Raw genomic sequence first — 16,536 nt, 5'->3', positions numbered from 1 at the left:
GCGATGCCCGGCCAGAACGGCTAGCGCCTGCCGCGCGCCGCCACCCGCTCCTGCAGGTGGCGCGCCAGCGCCCGGGCCGGCGGCGTCAGCAGCGACTCGTCGCGGTGCACCAGCACGATCTCGCGCCTGGCCCAGTCGTCCTCCAGCCGCACCACCTGCAGGCCCAGCGCGGGCTGGAAAGGCTTGACCGCGTCGTGCGCGAGCACGCCGATGGCCAGGTTCTCCGCGATGATGTGGCAGGCTGCTTCGAAAGTACTCACGTACATGCGGTGGTTGATGGTGCGGCCCAGCCGCGCTGCGAGCGCCGACAACCGGCGCGTGGTGGCGCTGTCCGGGCTGAGCGCGACGAAGTCGAATTCCAGCGTGTCCTCGAAGCGCACCGATTCGCGCGCCGCCAGCGGATGCGCGGTGTGCACCACCACGCCCAGGTGGTCGACGGCATATGGGTGTACCGTGAGCTCGCTCAGGTCGACGCTGGCCAGGCAGATGCCCAGTTCGGCCTGGCCTTCACGCACGCCTTCGGCGATCTGGGCGCTGACGCGCTCCTGCAGGTCGATGCGGATCTGCGGATGCGCCACCATGAAGGCGCTCATGTCGCGCGGCAGGAACTCCACGATCGAGGAGATGTTCGCCAGCAGCCGGACGTGGCCGCGCACGCCCTGGGCGAACTCGGCGATCTCGGCCTGCATCTTCTCCGCGCTGCGCACGATCTGCTGCGCGTGATGCAGCAGCGCCGTGCCGGCCGGCGTGGGCCGCACGCCGCGCGCGCCGCGCACCAGCAGCGGCACGCCGGTGGCCTCTTCCATTTCCGCGATGCGCTTGCTGATCGCCGACGGCACGATGGCTTCGCGCTCGGCCGCGCGCGCCATGCTGGCCTCCTCGCAGGCGGCGACGAACAGGCGCAGCGAAAGGAGGTCGGGTCTCCAGGTGGGCATGGCGGCGATCGTACTCTGGCATCATCCGCCGCATGAGCGGATGGCGCCCCGACCTCACCACCTTGAAGCTGTTCGTCGCTGTGTGCGACGAAGCCAGCATCACCAAGGCCGCCGAGCGCGAGGCGATCGCGCCTTCCGCCGTCAGCAAGCGCATCGCGGAGGTGGAGAGCGCAGCCGGCGTCATGCTGCTGGTGCGCGGCGGCCGCGGCGTCAAGCCCACCGCCGCCGGCCAGGCCTTCCTGGAGCACGCGCGCCGCATCCTGGAAAGCACCACGCTGCTGGAAGCGGAACTGGAGGAATACGGCCAGGGCGCCCGCGGCCATGTGCGGCTTTGGGCGCACATCTCCTCGATGGTCGAACTGCTGCCCAAGGACGTCACCGCCTTCATGCTGCAGCACCCGAACGTGCGGGTGGACCTGCAGGAGCGCGTGAGTTCGGCCGTGGCGCAAGGTGTGCGCGAAGGCGCGGCCGACCTCGGCGTGTGCCTGTCCACGGTGGACCTGTTCGGCGTGCGGCAGTACCCGTACAGCCGCGACGAACTGGTGCTGGTGTGCCGCGACGACCACGCGCTGGCCAACGAGGCCGCCGTGGACTTCGACCAGGTGATGGCGCACGACCTGGTCGGCCTGCAGCCCGGCAGCCGGATGGAGACCTTCCTGGCCGGCCTGGCCGCGCGCAAGGGGCGCAAGCTGCGCTACCGCTCGCACGTCAGCACCTACGAGGCCGCGCTTGCCACCTGATCGCGGCCAACCTGGGCGTGGCGATCCTGTCGTCCCGGGCCGTGGGCATTCCCGCGCAGGCGCTCAAGCTGCGCATGGTGCCGCTGGCCGAGCCCTGGGCCACGCGCAACGTGGTGGTCTGCGTGCATGCGGACAAGCCGCTGTCCGAAGTGGCGGGCCGCTTGCTGGAACACCTGCGCGCGCTCGGCGCGGCGCGGGAAGCTCAGTAGGCGAGCGTGAAGCGCTGGCCGCGGTGCGCGGCCTTTTCCAGTTCGTCGATCATCGCGACCGCGTAGTCCTGCAGCGAGATGCGGCTCTGGCCGGAAGCGTCGACCAGCAGGTCGTCGCGTCCGAGCCGGAACTTGCCGGTGCGTTCGCCGGGCGCGATGACGGCGGCCGGGCTCAGCATCGACCAGTCCAGGCCCTTGCTCTGTCGCAGCAACTCCAGGGCGTCGCGCGCGCCCAGCGCGGAGGCCTTCCACTGTTCCGGGAAGTCGGGCGCATCCACCACCTGCAGGCCGGGTGCGGCGTACAGGCTGCCGGCGCCGCCGACCACCAGCAGCCGCGGCACCTTGGCGTCCTTCGTGGCTGCGACGATGGACTCGATGCCGCGCACGTAGTCGGCGTGAATGTCGCCGTGGCTGTGGCCGCTGAAGGCGCTGATCACCGCATCGCTGCCCGCCAGTTGTCGCGCCAGCGCGGCGCTGTCGAACACGTCGGCGCGCTCGACCTGCAGCTTGGCCTGGGCCGGGACCTGCTCCGGCTTGCGCACCAGCGCCTTCACGTGGTGGCCGCGGGCCAGCGCTTCGTTGCGGATCGCGGTGCCGATGAAGCCGGAGGCGCCGATCAAGGTGATGTTCATGGAGTGCTCCTGAGGGAATGCCGCAATTGTGGGCGGCATCACTGGATCGATAAACTGGCCATTCCAGCAAGCTCTGTTTCGGAAAACTCGACAATCATGGACAGCCTCGACCCCCTGGCAGTGTTCACGGCGGTGGCGGAAGCCGGCGGCTTCACGGCCGCCGCGGACCGGCTGGGCATGACGAAGTCCGCCGTCAGCCTGCGCGTGCGGCAACTCGAGGCGCAACTCGGGGTCGACCTGTTCGTGCGCACCACCCGCCGCGTGCAGTTGACGCAGGCGGGGCAGCAGCTGTTCGACGCGGCGGCGGCGCCGCTGCGCACCGTCCGCGAAGCGCTGGCCGGCGCGGCGTCCTCGCGCCAGCTCCTCACCGGCCACTTGCGCATCACCGCGCCGGTCGAACAGGCTGCCATGTCGCTGGCCGCGCCGCTGGCTCGCTTTTCAGCTGCGCATCCCGGGCTGCGCATCGAGCTGTTCGCGGCCGACCGCGTGCTGGACCTCGTCGCCGGCGGCATCGACGTGGCGATCCGCCTCGGCCACCTGCGCGATTCGTCGGAGCGCGCGACGAAGCTGGCCGAGTTCGAGCAATGGGTGGTGGCCTCGCCGGCTTACCTGCGAGCGAAACCCGCGCCGCGCCGGCCGGCGGACCTCGCCGAGCATGACTGGATCCACCTGACCCTGCTGCGCAGCCCGCTCACCTGGACCTTCGCGTCGGCACGCGGGAAGAAGGAGTCGGTGCGGGTGCGCTCGCGCCTGCAGGTGGACTCCACTTCCACGCTGCGTGCGCTGCTGGAACAAGGGGCTGGCGTTTCCGTGCTGGACCACCCTTCCGTGCTGCCACTGGTGCGCGAAGGCAAGCTGGTCCGCCTGCTGCCGTCCTGGTCCTTGCCCAAGGGCGGCATCCACGCCGTGTACCCGCCCGGCCGGCACGTGTCGGGGGCCGCGCGGGCCTTTGTCGAGAGCTACCGCGAGCACCTGCAGGCGGCGCTGGCATGAGCCTCAGGGGACGAAGACTTCGCCTTCCATGAGGCGCCGCGCACTGCGGCTCATGACGACGCGGGTCGCCTGCCATTCGCCGGAATCGCCGCGGCGCACGCTGGCACCGACTTCCAGCACGCCGGAAGGATGGCCGAAGCGCACGGACTCGCGCGCACCTCCTGCAGCTTCCGCCACGACGGTTCCAGGCACTGCCGCTGCCACCGCGAGCGCAACTGCTCCCGTTCCCGTCATCGCCTGATGCAGCCGGCCGAGGGACAGGATGCGCACGGCCAGGTCGGTCTCGTCCGCACGAACTGCCTTGCCACCCGAGGCCTGGTAGTCCCGCGGCGGTGCGACGAAGGCGACGCGCGGGACGTGGGGACTCGCGGCATCCGCTTCCGCTTCGCTTGCGGCCAACCCCAGCAGCATCGCCGCCCGGCGGCGCAGGGTGACCAGCGCTTCGCGCGCCGCCTTGGCCACCTCCAGCTGCGACTGCAGTTCGCTGCCAGACAGGCCGAGATCCTGCGCCCGCACGAACAGCGTGGGCGCGCCTGCGGTCAGCAGCGTGATCGCACAAACCCCGAAGCCCGGCGCTTCCCAGAGATCCGACAGATGCCCCGTCGGGAACAACGGCCCGCCGCCGCTCTCGGGGTCGGCGCCCGGGTCGAGAAACTCCAAGCGGATCTCGGACGACGGAAAGGCGACGCCATCGAGCGCAAAAGCACCCTCTTCCACCACCTCTCCCGCGCGCACGGCCACGTGCGTCAGGATCCGCTGCCCGATGTTGTCCTGCCACATGCGCACGCACACCGTGCCCTCCGCGGCCGGCCTGTGCAGGCCCTGCGCGATGGCGAAAGGCGCGACGGCTGCCGTGAGGTTGCCGCAATTGCCGCTCCAGTCGATGCGCGCCTCGCGGATGGACACGGCGCCGAACAGGTATTCGACGTCGCAGTCCTCGCGCCGGCTCTGCCGCACCAGCACGACCTTGCTGGTGCTGGGCGTCGCACCGCCCAGGCCGTCGATCTGCGTGCCGTAGGGGTCGGGGCTGCCCATGGCGCGCAGCAGCATGCGGTCACGCGCCGCGGGCTCGGCGGGCAGGTCCTGCGCACGGAAGAACAGGCCCTTGCTGGTGCCGCCGCGCATCCACGTGGCGCGGATCTTCATGCGCGCACCGTGCCCTCGGCCTGAAGGCGCGCAATGGCCGCGCCGTCGTAGCCCAGTTCGGCCAGCACTTCGCCGGTGTGCTCGCCCAGGGCAGCGATGCGAGCCTCCTGCCCGAGCCGCCGCCCGCCGAAGGTCAGCGGCAGCAGCGGAATCCGCGACTCCTGCCCGTCGTCCGAGCGCAGGCGCCCCAGCGCGCCGCTGGCTTTCAGGTGCGGATCCTCGAACAGGTCCTGCGGACGCGCGATCGGCGCGTAGGGGATGCCACGCGCATCCAGTTCACGCTTCAGGTCGGCCACGTCCATGGCGCCGACGATCTCGCGCAGCTGCGGCATCAGCCAGGGCCGCGCCGTCACGCGGTCGTTGTTGCTTTGCAGCCGGTCGTCCGCGCCGAGGTCCGGCCGCGCGATGAACTCGCAGAAGCTGCGCCACTGGCCGTCGCTGACGACAGCGATGAAGACCTGGCCATCGCGCGCCTCGAACACGTCGTACACCGCCCAGGCATGGTGCCGCGCCGGCATCGGCTGCGGCTCCACGCCCGTCTTCGCGTACTGCTGCATGTGCTGCGCTGCCAGGAAGGCGCAGTTCTCGAACAGGCCACTCTGCACTTCGAGGCCGCGGCCGGTCTGCTCGCGCTCGCGCAGCGCGGCAAATACGCCCAGCGCGCCGAAGATGCCGCCCATGATGTCGTTGACCGAAGCGCCCATGCGCAGCGGCCGGCCCGGCGGGCCCGTCATGTAGGCCAGGCCGGACATCATCTGCACCACCTCGTCGAGCGCCTTGCGGTGCTCGTAGGGCCCGGGCAGGAAGCCCTTGTGCGACACGCAGATCAGGCGCGGGTAGCGTTTTGACAGGCTCGCGTAGTCCAGGCCACTCTCCCCCATGCGCCCCGGGCGGAAGTTCTCGACGAAGACGTCGGCGGTGGCCAGCAGCTGGTGCAGCGCCTCCATGCCTTCGGGCTTGTCCATGTCCAGCGCCACGCTGCGCTTGTTGCGGTTGAAGGTGCGGAAGAAGCCCGCACCCAGCCCGCGCAAGGTGCGCGTCTTGTCGCCGCCCACCGGCTCGACCTTGATGACGTCGGCGCCGAAGTCCGACAGCACCATGCCGCAGGTCGGCCCCATCACCATGTGCGTCAGTTCGACGACGCGGATTCCCTTCAGCGGGCCCTCAGCCATTCGCATGCTCCCTGTATGTCTTCGTCACGCCCGCTTTCCACAGGCTGCCCTGCAAGGGCTCTTCCGGCAGGCCATCGCGCAGCAGCGCGCGCATGGCCAGCAGTTGGTCCACGGAGATGCCGGTGTCCAGGCCCATGCTCTGGAGCATGAAGACCAGGTCCTCCGTGACGATGTTTCCGCTCGCGCCGGGCGCGTGCGGGCAGCCGCCCAGTCCGGCCAGCGAAGCGTCGAAGCGGCGGATGCCGCAATCGAGCGCGGCCACCACGTTGGCCAGGCCCAGCCCGCGCGTGTCGTGGAAGTGCGCGGTGTCGACTTGGTCGCCCGCAGCGGCACGCACCCGGTTGAAGAGACGCCGCACCTTGGCCGGATCGGCGTAGCCGGTCGTATCGCTGAGGGACACCGAGTCGGCGCCCGCCGCAATGGCGGCGATGGCCAGCCGCTCGACTTCCGCTTCCGGCACCTCGCCCTGCAAGGTGCAGCCGAAAGCCGTGGCCAGGCCCACCTTGATCCTGGGTCGCCGGCCTTCCGGCTGCGCGTCGCGCAGCTCGCGCACACGGGCCACGTTCGAGATCATCAGGTCGGGCGTGGTCTTCACGTTGGCCTGCGAATGCGCCGCACTCGCCGACACCGGCAGGTTCAGCTGGTCCGCCCCGGCCTCCAGCGCCGCCAGCGCGCCCTTGATGTTCGGCACCATCACCGCGCCGTGCAGGCCGGCGTAGCGGTGCGCGTAGTCCACGACTTGCGGCGTGTCGGCGAACTGCGGCATGCGGCTGGCGGGCACGAAGGAGCCGATCTGCATTTCGCGGATGCCAGCCGCGTAGGCGGCGGCTATGAACGCGAGCTTGCTGGCCGTGGGCAGGATGGCCTTGACCATCTGCAGCCCGTCGCGCAGGCCGACTTCGATGACACGGACGTCCGGCACGCTCACTCCTCCGGCTGGATGTTGGCGGCCTGGATGACGCGGGCCATCGTTTCGTAATCGCGCTCCAGCGAGGCGCGGAAAGCCGTTGCGTCCTCCGCCTTGGCCGCGAAGGCATTGGCCTTCAGCACCTGCTGGAACTCCGGCGTGTGGCTCGCCGCGATCACTTCCCTGGCAATGCGGTCGACGACTTCCTTGGGCGTGCCCTTGGGCGCGAAGATGCCCTGGAAGGTGATGAGGTCCGGCCACGCCTTCACCGATTCGCCGATCGAAGGCAGTTCCGCTACGACAGGGAAGCGCTTGCTGGACGTGACGGCCAGGATGCGCGCCTTGCCCGCCTTCACCAGCGGGTCGATGCTGGTGGTGCTGCCGTACAGCACCTTCAGCTGGCCCGAAGCCAGGTCGGTCGCGGCTTGCGAGGTGCCCTTGTAGGGCACGTGGATCATCTTCAGGCCGGCCCCCAGCGCGAAGCTCTCGCCGATCATGCGCTGCAGCGAGGAGTTGCCGGCGGAGCCGAAGCTCACGTTGCCCGGGTTGGCCTTCGCATAGGCGATCAGTTCGGGCACCGTGTTCGCGGGCAAGGTGGCGGTCACGGCCATCACCATCGGCGCGGAGGTCACGCCCGCCACCGGCTCCAGGTCGCGGCGCACGTTCATCGGCGCCTTGGGGTGCATCTGCGGGAAGATCGAATACAGCGCGTTCGGCCCGAACAGCAAGGTGTAGCCGTCGGCGGGCGCTTTCGCCACCGCGTCGGCGCCGATCAGGCCGTCGGCGCCGGGCTTGTTGTCGACGATCACCGGCTGCTTCAGCGCGATGGAAAGGTACTGGCCGATGGCTCGGCCCATCACGTCGGCGCTGCCGCCGGCGGTGTAGGGAACCACCAGCCGGATCGGGCGGGACGGGTAGGACTGCGCGAGGGAGGCGCCGGCCGTGGCGGCGAATGCGAGCGCGAGCGCGGCTCGGGTGAAAGACTGCATTTGTTCTGTCTCCTTGCTGTTGCAGCCAGCGACTTTAGGGACAAGGTCCCGGCAGAGGGTTGGCCGTCGGGCAAGCGAGTGTTCTCCGGCGGAGATGCCTCGCTCCATCACGCCCCGCAATACCCCGCATCACCACGGCGAAACGCACGCCCGGGCGCTTGCCCCAGAATGGCGCCACAAACTGGAGACAACGCATGCCCCGTCGCGCCCTGCGCCGCCTGATCCTCGGTGCCGCCCTGTTCGCCTCGCTGTCGGCCTTCGCCCAGGGCTGGCCCACGAAGCCGATCCACTTCATCGTCGGCTACCCGGCCGGCTCTTCGCCGGACATGCAGGCGCGCCTGCTCGCGGAGCCGCTGTCCAAGGCCCTCGGCCAGACGGTGGTGGTGGAAAACCGCCCGGGCGCCAGCGGCAACCTGGGCGCCGAGGCGCTGGCCCGCGCCACCGACGGCCACACCATCGCCATCATCGGCAACGGCCCGCTCACCAGCTCTGCCTACCTGTACTCCCGCCTGGGCTACGACCCGGCCAAGGACTTCGCGCCGATCGCGATGGTCGCCTCCGGCCCGCTGGTGATGGTGGCGCCCAAGTCGCTGGGCCTGTCGACGCCGCAGAAGCTGATCGACTTTGCTCGCGCACAGGGCGACAAGATCAACTTCGGCTCCTCCGGCGCCGGCTCGGGCACGCACCTGGGCATGGAACTGCTGAAGCGGCCGCTGGGCATCAACCCGGTGCACGTGCCTTATGCCGGCGCGCCGCAGATCATCACCAACCTGCTCGGTGGCCAGTTGCAGATGGCGCTGCTGCCGCCTTCGACCGTGCAGCCGCTGGTGGACAGCGGCAAGCTCGATGCGCTGTTCGTCAGCTCCGAGAAGCGCAGCCCGATGGCGCCCACCTTGCCCAGCCTGGGCGAGATCGGCGTGAAGGGCATCAACATCGAGGTGTGGAACGCCATCATGGCGCCGGCCTCCATGCCGGCCGCCAACCAGGCGCGCCTGAGCGCGGAACTGGACAAGATCCTGAACAACCGCGACATCCGACAGAAGCTGCTGCTGCAAGGCTGGAAGGTCGACGACACCAGCGCCAAGGGCCTGGCCGCGCGCATCAAGAGCGACTCGGCCCTGTACCGCGACATCATCACGCGCAACAACATTCGCCTGGACTAAAACGGACAGCCGGACGCAAAGGTCGCGAAAGTACGCAAAGGTCGCAAAAGAAATCCAAGATGTTCTTTTGCGACCTTTGCGGAACCTTTGCGTCTTTTGCGTCCGGCAGTTCTCACGCCCCCCGCAGCTTGTGGATCAGGAAAGCCTCCATCAACTCCACCGCCGGCCGGGCCGGCGCCACGGCCAGCCACAACTCCGCATCGGGTAGCGCCGGCATGCCGTCTTCCGGCCCCAGCGCCCTCAGGCGATTCGACAAGGTCGCCTCGGTGAAAGCGCCTATCGCCAGCCCCGCGCGCACTGCGGACTCCAGGCCCGCGGCGCTGGTGCTCGTATAGGCGATCCGCCACGGGATGCCCGCCTGGTCCAGGGCGGCGGTGGCCCAGCGGCGCAGCACCGCGCCTTCCGGGTTCACCGCCAGCGGCAAGGGGCGCTGCTTGTGCAGCTCCGGGTCCGGTCCGGTGGCCCACAGCACCCGCGTCTCGTGCAGGCGCGTGCCCTCCGCGGCGCCGACCGCGCCATGGCCGATCACGATGTCGAAGCGCGTCCCCAGCTCCGCCCGCATCACCCAGCCGATTCCGGTGTGGATGGCGACGTGGATGCGCGGATGGCTGCGGCAGAACTCCGCCACCAGCGCCGGCAGCACGTGCACGCCGTAGTACTCCGCGGTGCCGATGCTGATGGTGCCCGCCACCTCCTGCGGGTCGGTCTCGCTGAACAGCTGCTCGTTCAGCGCCAGCATCTCGCGGGCCACCGGCAGCAGCTGCAGGCCTGCGGGCGTGGCCGCCAGCCGGCGCGTGCCGCGCGTCACCAGCTGCGCGCCCAGCTGCTCCTCCAGCCGCTTGATCTGCATGCTGACGGCGGACTGCGTGCGCGACAGCGCCTTCGCCGCAGCCGTGAAGCTGCCCAGGCGGACGAGCGCGTCGAAGACGCGCAGCAGGTCGAGGTCGGCGGTGCGGCTGCGTGGGGTCTGCATGCCGCGATGCTAGCGCGGCGGTCGGCCTATTGCGCCGGGCGGCCTTGGGTCAGGACGTGCATCAATTGGTATTCACGGCTGCTCACGAGCCGCAACCCCGGAAGTCCCGCTTCGACCGTGGCGCGATGCTTCGCCAGCCAGTGCGCCTCCTGCGCTTCCAGCAGCAACACATAGGTCGGCGTGTCCGACAAGGCCTGTGCCGCGGCCACGGCGGGCCCGCGCAGCGCCGGGTCCTGCCGGCCGGCATGGACGCCGGTGATGCCGGGCAGCTTCGCAGCCCGCTCGCACAGCGCGGCCCACTCGGCTTCGCCACCGCCTTCGAACACGAAGACCGCGATGTTGCCCGCCTGGCCTTCGCCCGCCGACGCGATGCCGCGGCAGGGAATGCGCAGGAACTGGCGGAAGGACGGCCGCATCTTCGCAGACCACGGCGTCGGATGGTCCAGGAGGTACAGGTAGGGTTGCGAGAGCATCACGTCCGCCGAGTCCATCTCGTACAGCGTGAAGTAGGGGAACTGCGCGTCCGCGCGGTTCACGTAGCGGCGCGCGCGCAGCATGCCGGGCACGCTGAGGCGCTCGGGCACGTGCTCGCGCGAATGCCATTCGTTGTATTCCTCGTCCCGCGCCGGGTCGAAGTCGTTGAACAGCGCGAGGAAGGCTGAGCCGTGCAGGGCCATCAGCTTCTCGCCGCCAGCTGCGCGCCGCCGCAGACGTGCAGCACCTCGCCGGTGACGAAGCCGGCGTTGGACGAAACCAGGAAGGCGACCGCATTGGCGATGTCTTCGGCGGTGCCCACGCGACCCAGCGGCGTCATCCCGATCACCCTCTGCTGGCGCTGCTCGATCTCTTCGGCCGGACGATTCATGCGCGTGAAAGGCGTGTCGACGTAGCTGGGCGCGACCGCGTTCGCACGCACGTTCAGCTTGCCCAGTTCCACCGCCATCGAGCGCGTCAGGCCCACGATGCCGGCCTTGGACGCCGTATAGGCCGGGATGGCGCCGCTCAGCCACACGCGCGAGCCGATGTTGACGACGCTGCCGCCGCCGCGCTTTTCCCACGAGGGAATCGCCGCCTGGCACAGCAGCACCGGCGCGCGCAGGTTGACGGCCATCACGGCGTCCCAGTCCTGCGGCTTCAGCTCGAAGATGCTTTGCGGCCGGTTCAGGCCCGCGTTGTTGACGACGTGGTCGACGCCGCCGGCATGCGCCTCGACCAGCTGCATGATTTCGCCGGCCGACTCGACCCGCGACAGGTCCGCCTCGATCACCAGCGCGCGCAACTGCGCGCCGAGGGCCAGGCACTGGTCGCCTTCGATGTCGACCAGCACGACGCGCAGGCCGTCCTGCGCCAGGCGGGTGGCGATGGCCGCGCCCATGGCGCCGGCCGCGCCGGTGACGAGGGCCACGGGGCCGGCGGCCTGCGGGGCCAGGGAATTCGCGAGGAGGCGGGTAGGCTTCATGGCGCCATCATCGGGCGAAAGCGGCCCGCATGCATGCACGGCTGCTGATGCCGCGCATCAGGCGGCGTGATGCTTCTTCGGTTCACGCAGCTCCGCCCCGTCTTCCGGCCGCAGCTTGCGGAAGGCGTAGCCGGAGGCCAGCGCCAGCACGGCGACGAACAGGAAGGCCGGCGGGAAGTCCCGCGCATGCAGCTGCTGCGGGCTGCCGCCGTGCAGCACGCTCGCCAGCGACACCAGGCTGGCGCCGGCCACCACGCCGAGCGCCAGCGACAGCTGCTGCCCCATGGCCGACATCGCGGCCGCGTGGCCGGCGCGCGCCGGCGGGATGTCCGAATAGCCCAGCGTGTTCAGCGACACCATGGTCATCGAAGTGCACAGCCCGTTCAGCAGCAGCAGCACGAACATCAGCGGATGCGGCGTCTGCGGCGTGAACAGCGCGCAGGCGGCGTAGCAGGCGGCCGCCAGCACGGCCGACATCATCAGCAGCATGCGGAAGCCGGCAGCGTGGATGGCGTGGCGCAGTGCGGCGCGCGTAGCGAGCGAGCCGAGCGCCGTCGCCATCGTGATCAGGCCCGACTCCATGGGCGACAGGCCGAAGCCGATCTGGAGCATCAAGGGCAGCAGGAAGGGCGCGGCGCCGATCGCCACCCGGATCGGGAAGCCGCCGACCAGGGAGATGCGAAAGGTCTTGAAGCGCAGCACGCCGAAATCCAGCAGCGGATGCTCCGCCTTGCGCCGCAGGTAAATGCCCAGTGTCAACAGGCCGGCGGCCAGCATCGCCGCGATGGCCGGCCCGGGCAGCAGCGCCTTGCCCACCATCTCCAGCCCGCCCAACAGGCCGCCGAAGGCCACGGCCAGCAGCGCCAGGCCGACGAAGTCGAAGCCGCCGCTGGGCGCCGTCGGCTGGTCTTTGTCGATGAACCACAGCGCCAGCGCCACGCCGAGCACGCCGAAGGGGATGTTGACCAGGAAGATCCAGTGCCAGGAAGCCACCGTGACGATGGCGCCGCCGAACAGCGGCCCGGCCAGCCGCCCGAACGCGCCTGGAATCGTGAACCACACCATGGCGCGCACCATCTGCGAAGGCGGCACGGAATTCAGCAGGATGGTGCGGCCCACCGGCACCATCATGGCGCCGCCTATGCCTTGCACCAGGCGCCAGACCACCAGCTGCCCCAGCGATTGCGCCGTGCCGCACAGCGCCGAGCCGATGGAAAACAGCAGCACCGCGGCGCAGAAGACGCGCCGCGCGCCGAAGCGCTCCGCCAGCCAGGCGCTGGCCGGCAGGAAGATGGCCAGGCTCAGGAGGTAGGAAGTGATCGCGAGGTTCAGGTCCAGCACCTGGACCTGCAGGGAGTGCGCGATGGCAGGCAGCGCCGTCGCCATCACGGTGGTGTCCAGGTTCTGCAGGAACAGCGGACAGGCGACGATGAGGGGGACCAGGCGGTAGCGGAGCTGCTGGTCCATCAGGCGCCCCGTCTGGCAGACCTCACTCGGCCTTCAGGCCGGCCGAGCGGGCGACAGTACGCCATTTGTCGATCTCGTGTTTCATGAAGTCGTGGAAGCCTTGCGCGTCGCTGCCCACGAGGACGATGCCCTCGTCGTCCAGCGTCTTCTGCAGGTCGCGATCCTTCAGTATGGCACGGACCTCCTCCCCAAGCTTGCGCAAGACTGGCGCGGGCGTGGCCGCCGGCGCCACCAGGCCGTACCAGGTGGAGGATTCATAGCCTTTCACGCCGCTCTCCGCGAGGGTGGGCACGCCGGGGAACATGGGCGCGCGCTTGCGGCCGGTGACGGCCAGCGCCTTCAGCTTGTTCGCCGCCACCAGCGCCTGCGCGCTGGCGAGGCTGGAGAAGACGATGGGCACCTGGCCGCCGACGACATCGGTGGTCGCCTGCGACATGCCCTTGTAAGGCACGTGCAGCAGCTGCACCTTGGCCATCTGCCCGAGCAGCTCGCCCGAAAGATGGCTGCCGGTGCCCCGGCCCGCGCTGGCGTAGGCGACGCTGCGCGGCTTGGCGCGGGCCATCGCCAGCACGTCCTGGACCGAATTGGCCGGCACCTGCGGCCCGACGCACAGCACGAAGTCCTGCGTGGCCACCAGCGAGATCGGCGCGAAGTCCTTGAGCGGGTCGTAGCGCAGGTGCTCCAGGCTCACGTTGGTGGCCAGGCCCGCGATGGTCCCGAGCAGCAGCGTGTAGCCGTCCGGCTTCGAGGTGGCGACGCCCTCGGTGGCGATGGCGCCACCGGCGCCGGCGCGGTTCTCCACCACCACGGGCTGGCCGAGCCGCTTGGACAGGCGGTCGCCGAGCGATCGCGCAAGGCGGTCGACGCTGCCGCCGGCGGCCGAAGGGACGATCAATTTGATCGAATGTTCGGGCCAGCCATCGGCGCTGGCAGCGGCGGCGGACAGGGCCAGGGCGACGGCCAGCAGGGCGCGGATCATGGCCTCACTCCTGGCTGGAGAACAGCCTGGACACGCCATACAGGTCGGCCAGTTCCTTGACCCGCTCGCGCGGCGGGATCGCCTGCCAGTAGCCGCGCGTGGAGCGCCAGGTGCCCAGTTGCCGCTTCATGTCCACCAAGGTCTCCACCGTCTTCAGCACCGCGGCCACGCTCTCGATCACCGGCACGTCGTCCACGCGCGCGATGCCGGCGCCGTGCAGCAAGAGGCTCAACGGCGCCTCGCCGGGGATGATGACGTCCGCGCCTTCGGCGATGAGGGCCCGCGCGTTCTCGTGGAAGATGTCCAGCACTTCCTGCGGCGCCTGCTTGGTCGGCAGCACCGCACCTGACGGGAAGCCGACGTAGCGGATGCCGGCGCAGCGGTCCTGCAGGCCCATGCGGCGGATGTTGGCCTCGATGGTCGAGATCATCTCCTTGATGAACAGGAGCACGCCGAACTTCTGGCCCAGGTGCAAGGCCATCGTCATCGACGCCTCGCCGTAGCCGACGACGGGAATCGACACCAGGCTGCGCATCTCGCGGATGCCCGGCTCCGGCAGCGTGGCCATGGCGAAGCCGTCGGAGCCGCCCTCTTCCGCAAGCATCGCCGCGTAGGCGAACTGGTGCGAATGCAGCGCCTGGAAGTAGGCGTAGCCGACGTCGGTGCTCGGGCCGTCGCCCTTCTTGTGGCCGTGCGTGCCGGCATGCGTGCCGTGCACCACCACCTCGGTGTCGGGGCGCACCACCTTGCGGATGTGGGCCCGCAGCTTCTCGTTGTACTCGGGGACGCGCGCCAGGGTGGTGAAACTCTGGTGCCAGATCTTCATGGCCATTGTTGTCGCTGCTCCTTAATTCAGTTCGATCTCGATCTCGTCGCCGCGCGGCGTGAGGCGCGCGCCAAGCGCGGCGCTGCGCTCGACCAGGTCCTGCAGCCCCGCGGCTTCCTGCGCCGGCGTGCGCGGCACGGTGAGGTTGCGTTCGTCGTGGCGGATGAACTGCAGCGTGGCGCGCTTCAGCGCCTTGTCTTCCAGTTCCACGCGGGCAAAAGTGCCCAGCCAGTCGCCAGCCTTCGAGCCGTCGCCGCGCACGTTGAAGGAGAAATTGCCCAGGCCGTAGAACACGGGCTTGCCCGCGTACACCTCTACCGGCAGGATGTAGTGCGGGCCGTGGCCCAGCACGATGTCCGCGCCGGCATCGATGGCCGCGTGGGCCCACTCCGTCATGTACTCCAGCACGTCCTGCTTCCAGCCCCAGTGGCAGGAGGCGACGAGGACATCGCACTGCGCGCGCAGCGCCGCCACTTCCTCGCGAAAGGACTTCAGGTAGGGCGGGTCGATCCAGGTGACGATCACCGGCGGCAGCCCGGGCCGGTTGCAGGCCGTCATGCCCGGCCGCGTCTTGTGCAGCGGCAGCTGGTAAGCGGTGTTGCCGCGCATGGCCGCGACGCCGGGGAGGTCGCGCTTGGCTTCGTGGTTGCTGGGCCAGTAGACCGCGGTGCGCTGCAGGAAACCCACGCGCAGCCCATTGCGCTCGAGGATCACCGGCGCGCGCGCGGCAGCCGCATTGCGTCCCGCGCCGGTATGCAGGATGCCCAGCGCATCGAGCCCGGCGACGGTGGAAAGGATCGCGTCGTCGCCATAGACGACGTTGTTGCCGATGCCGACGGCCTGGATGCCAGCGAGCTTCAAGGCCTCGCCGGCCGGGCCGGGCGGCGCGAAGTAGCCGTCCTGCGTCGCCGTGCCGCCGGCATCGCGCGGCGGCTCGTACAGGCAGCACTCCAGGTTGGCGAAAGTGAAATCGGCGGCGTGGAATTCTTCCGCGAGGCGCGCGAAAGGCACGCCCGGCTCGAACACGCCGACCAGGTTGGTGTCACCGGCCAGCACCAGCTTTTGCGTCATGGCTTGTCCTTCGCGACGGCGGGCCAGCCTTGCCACTCGGTGATGGCGCGGCCCATGATCCATTCCTTGTCCTGCGCGCTGAGGAAGGGGATCTCCTCCAGGAAGAAGCGCAGGGCCTGGCTCCAGGTGCAGGGCAGGCGCGTGAGGTCCGTGCCCCAGAACATGCGCTTGGGCCCGAAGGCGTCGTACAGCTGGCGCACGTAGGGCACCAGCGACGGGAACGGGTACTGCTCCGTCACATAGAACTGCAGGCAGCTCGCCTTGACCGCCACGTTGGGCCGCTTCGCCAGCGCCAGCAGCTTGGGAAATTCCTCGAAGGCATCGGCGTCCTTCTTCGTCCCGGTCATGGCGCAATGGTTGACGAGGAAGCGCAGGCCCGGATGCCTTTCTGCGACGCGATCCAGCAGGTGCAGGTGCCGCTGCTGCAAATAAACGTTGATCGGGATTCCCTTGCGCTCGGCGATCGGCCACAGCCAGTCGGCCCGGCCCTCTTCCAGCAGCGCGACGAAGTAGGGCTTGTGGAAGGTCAGCTGCATGGCGGCCATGCCGGGCTGCTCCATCCAACGCTCCACCTGCTGGCGTGCATCGGGCGCATCGACATCGAGGCGGCCGATCGCACGGAAGCGGTCCGGATGCTTCTGCGCCCCGGCCAGAACGACGTCGTTGCGTTCGCCTTCCCACGAAGGCGGCACGAGGTAGACGCGGGCGATGCCGTTCGCGTCCATCCACGTCACCAGCTTGTCCGGCGTCAGCGGCTCGGGATAGTGCGGCTTGTTGGGTTCGGTGTTGCCCGGGTAGACCGGCCAGGGCCGTTCGGGCGTGTTGGCGGCCCAGACGTGGACCTGCGCGTCGACGATGAACAATCCGTCCTCCCG

Annotated in this window: 18 protein-coding genes; 4 read left to right on the top strand and 14 right to left on the bottom strand. The window is 69.7% G+C overall.

Annotated elements, in window-relative coordinates; translation table 11 throughout:
• Nucleotides 1–20: 20 nt before the first annotated feature.
• Entirely contained in the window at nucleotides 21–935 is a 915-nt protein-coding gene (locus HHL11_RS27850; protein ID WP_169421862.1) for a LysR family transcriptional regulator, read from the bottom strand.
• A 32-nt stretch (nucleotides 936–967) separates the two neighbouring features.
• Here HHL11_RS27850 and HHL11_RS27845 point away from each other — a divergent pair, with 32 nt between their 5' ends.
• The gene (locus HHL11_RS27845) at nucleotides 968–1,675 is read left to right on the top strand and encodes a LysR family transcriptional regulator (protein WP_169421861.1); all 708 of its coding nucleotides are present in this window, start codon (nucleotides 968–970) and stop codon (nucleotides 1,673–1,675) included.
• Between the two features lie 17 nt (nucleotides 1,676–1,692).
• A complete protein-coding gene (locus HHL11_RS27840) occupies nucleotides 1,693–1,884 on the top strand; it encodes a type 2 periplasmic-binding domain-containing protein (protein WP_169421860.1) in 192 nt (63 codons plus the stop codon).
• On the opposite strand, the gene HHL11_RS27835 is transcribed toward HHL11_RS27840, so the two are convergent.
• A complete protein-coding gene (locus HHL11_RS27835) occupies nucleotides 1,878–2,516 on the bottom strand; it encodes an NAD(P)-dependent oxidoreductase (RefSeq protein WP_169421859.1) in 639 nt (212 codons plus the stop codon). The two genes, HHL11_RS27840 and HHL11_RS27835, sit on opposite strands and share 7 nt — an antisense overlap.
• Before the next feature lie 96 nt (nucleotides 2,517–2,612).
• On the opposite strand from HHL11_RS27835, the gene HHL11_RS27830 reads away from it, so the two are divergent.
• Nucleotides 2,613–3,509, top strand: a complete 897-nt coding sequence (locus HHL11_RS27830; RefSeq protein WP_169421858.1) for a LysR family transcriptional regulator — start codon at nucleotides 2,613–2,615, stop codon at nucleotides 3,507–3,509.
• A 3-nt stretch (nucleotides 3,510–3,512) separates the two neighbouring features.
• Here HHL11_RS27830 and prpF read toward each other — a convergent pair whose 3' ends face one another.
• Genes prpF through HHL11_RS27810 form a run of 4 tightly spaced genes read right to left on the bottom strand, consistent with a single transcriptional unit; the run spans nucleotide 3,513 to nucleotide 7,723 of the window.
• Nucleotides 3,513–4,655, bottom strand: a complete 1,143-nt coding sequence (gene prpF / locus HHL11_RS27825) for a 2-methylaconitate cis-trans isomerase PrpF (protein WP_169421857.1) — start codon at nucleotides 4,653–4,655, stop codon at nucleotides 3,513–3,515.
• Complete coding sequence (locus HHL11_RS27820; protein ID WP_169421856.1) at nucleotides 4,652–5,833, bottom strand: CaiB/BaiF CoA transferase family protein; 1,182 nt, start codon at nucleotides 5,831–5,833, stop codon at nucleotides 4,652–4,654. Before HHL11_RS27820 ends, prpF begins: the two co-directional genes overlap by 4 nt.
• Nucleotides 5,820–6,755, bottom strand: coding sequence for a hydroxymethylglutaryl-CoA lyase (locus tag HHL11_RS27815; protein WP_169421855.1), 936 nt, complete (start codon nucleotides 6,753–6,755; stop codon nucleotides 5,820–5,822). The genes HHL11_RS27820 and HHL11_RS27815 overlap by 14 nt, the downstream gene beginning before the upstream one ends.
• Entirely contained in the window at nucleotides 6,752–7,723 is a 972-nt protein-coding gene (locus tag HHL11_RS27810; RefSeq protein WP_169421854.1) for a Bug family tripartite tricarboxylate transporter substrate binding protein, read from the bottom strand. The genes HHL11_RS27815 and HHL11_RS27810 overlap by 4 nt, the downstream gene beginning before the upstream one ends.
• A gap of 194 nt (nucleotides 7,724–7,917) precedes the next feature.
• On the opposite strand from HHL11_RS27810, the gene HHL11_RS27805 reads away from it, so the two are divergent.
• Complete coding sequence (locus tag HHL11_RS27805; RefSeq protein WP_169421853.1) at nucleotides 7,918–8,886, top strand: Bug family tripartite tricarboxylate transporter substrate binding protein; 969 nt, start codon at nucleotides 7,918–7,920, stop codon at nucleotides 8,884–8,886.
• Nucleotides 8,887–8,998: 112 nt separating this feature from the next.
• On the opposite strand, the gene HHL11_RS27800 is transcribed toward HHL11_RS27805, so the two are convergent.
• The 8 genes from HHL11_RS27800 to HHL11_RS27765 are packed head-to-tail and all read right to left on the bottom strand — an operon-like array spanning nucleotide 8,999 to nucleotide 16,524.
• Entirely contained in the window at nucleotides 8,999–9,859 is an 861-nt protein-coding gene (locus tag HHL11_RS27800) for a LysR substrate-binding domain-containing protein (protein ID WP_169421852.1), read from the bottom strand.
• A gap of 26 nt (nucleotides 9,860–9,885) precedes the next feature.
• Nucleotides 9,886–10,536 (bottom strand): DUF4286 family protein, encoded by a 651-nt coding sequence (locus tag HHL11_RS27795; protein ID WP_169421851.1) that lies wholly within the window; start codon nucleotides 10,534–10,536, stop codon nucleotides 9,886–9,888.
• On the bottom strand, nucleotides 10,536–11,318 hold the full coding sequence (locus HHL11_RS27790; protein WP_169421850.1) for an SDR family NAD(P)-dependent oxidoreductase: 783 nt from the start codon (nucleotides 11,316–11,318) through the stop codon (nucleotides 10,536–10,538). The genes HHL11_RS27795 and HHL11_RS27790 overlap by 1 nt, the downstream gene beginning before the upstream one ends.
• 57 nt (nucleotides 11,319–11,375) lie before the next feature.
• Nucleotides 11,376–12,785: an MFS transporter gene (locus HHL11_RS27785; RefSeq protein WP_169421849.1), complete on the bottom strand. Its 1,410-nt coding sequence runs from the start codon at nucleotides 12,783–12,785 to the stop codon at nucleotides 11,376–11,378.
• Between the two features lie 22 nt (nucleotides 12,786–12,807).
• Entirely contained in the window at nucleotides 12,808–13,764 is a 957-nt protein-coding gene (locus HHL11_RS27780; protein WP_169421848.1) for a Bug family tripartite tricarboxylate transporter substrate binding protein, read from the bottom strand.
• Between the two features lie 4 nt (nucleotides 13,765–13,768).
• The gene (locus tag HHL11_RS27775; protein ID WP_169421847.1) at nucleotides 13,769–14,596 is read right to left on the bottom strand and encodes an aspartate/glutamate racemase family protein; all 828 of its coding nucleotides are present in this window, start codon (nucleotides 14,594–14,596) and stop codon (nucleotides 13,769–13,771) included.
• Between the two features lie 15 nt (nucleotides 14,597–14,611).
• On the bottom strand, nucleotides 14,612–15,661 hold the full coding sequence (locus HHL11_RS27770) for a CapA family protein (RefSeq protein ID WP_169421846.1): 1,050 nt from the start codon (nucleotides 15,659–15,661) through the stop codon (nucleotides 14,612–14,614).
• Nucleotides 15,658–16,524, bottom strand: coding sequence for an amidohydrolase family protein (locus tag HHL11_RS27765; protein WP_169421845.1), 867 nt, complete (start codon nucleotides 16,522–16,524; stop codon nucleotides 15,658–15,660). The genes HHL11_RS27770 and HHL11_RS27765 overlap by 4 nt, the downstream gene beginning before the upstream one ends.
• Nucleotides 16,525–16,536 lie beyond the last annotated feature (12 nt).

It is taken from the genome of Ramlibacter agri, from assembly GCF_012927085.1.
GTDB classification, from domain to species: Bacteria; Pseudomonadota; Gammaproteobacteria; order Burkholderiales; family Burkholderiaceae_C; genus Ramlibacter; species Ramlibacter agri.
This window is presented reverse-complemented; position numbering and strand designations above follow the sequence as displayed.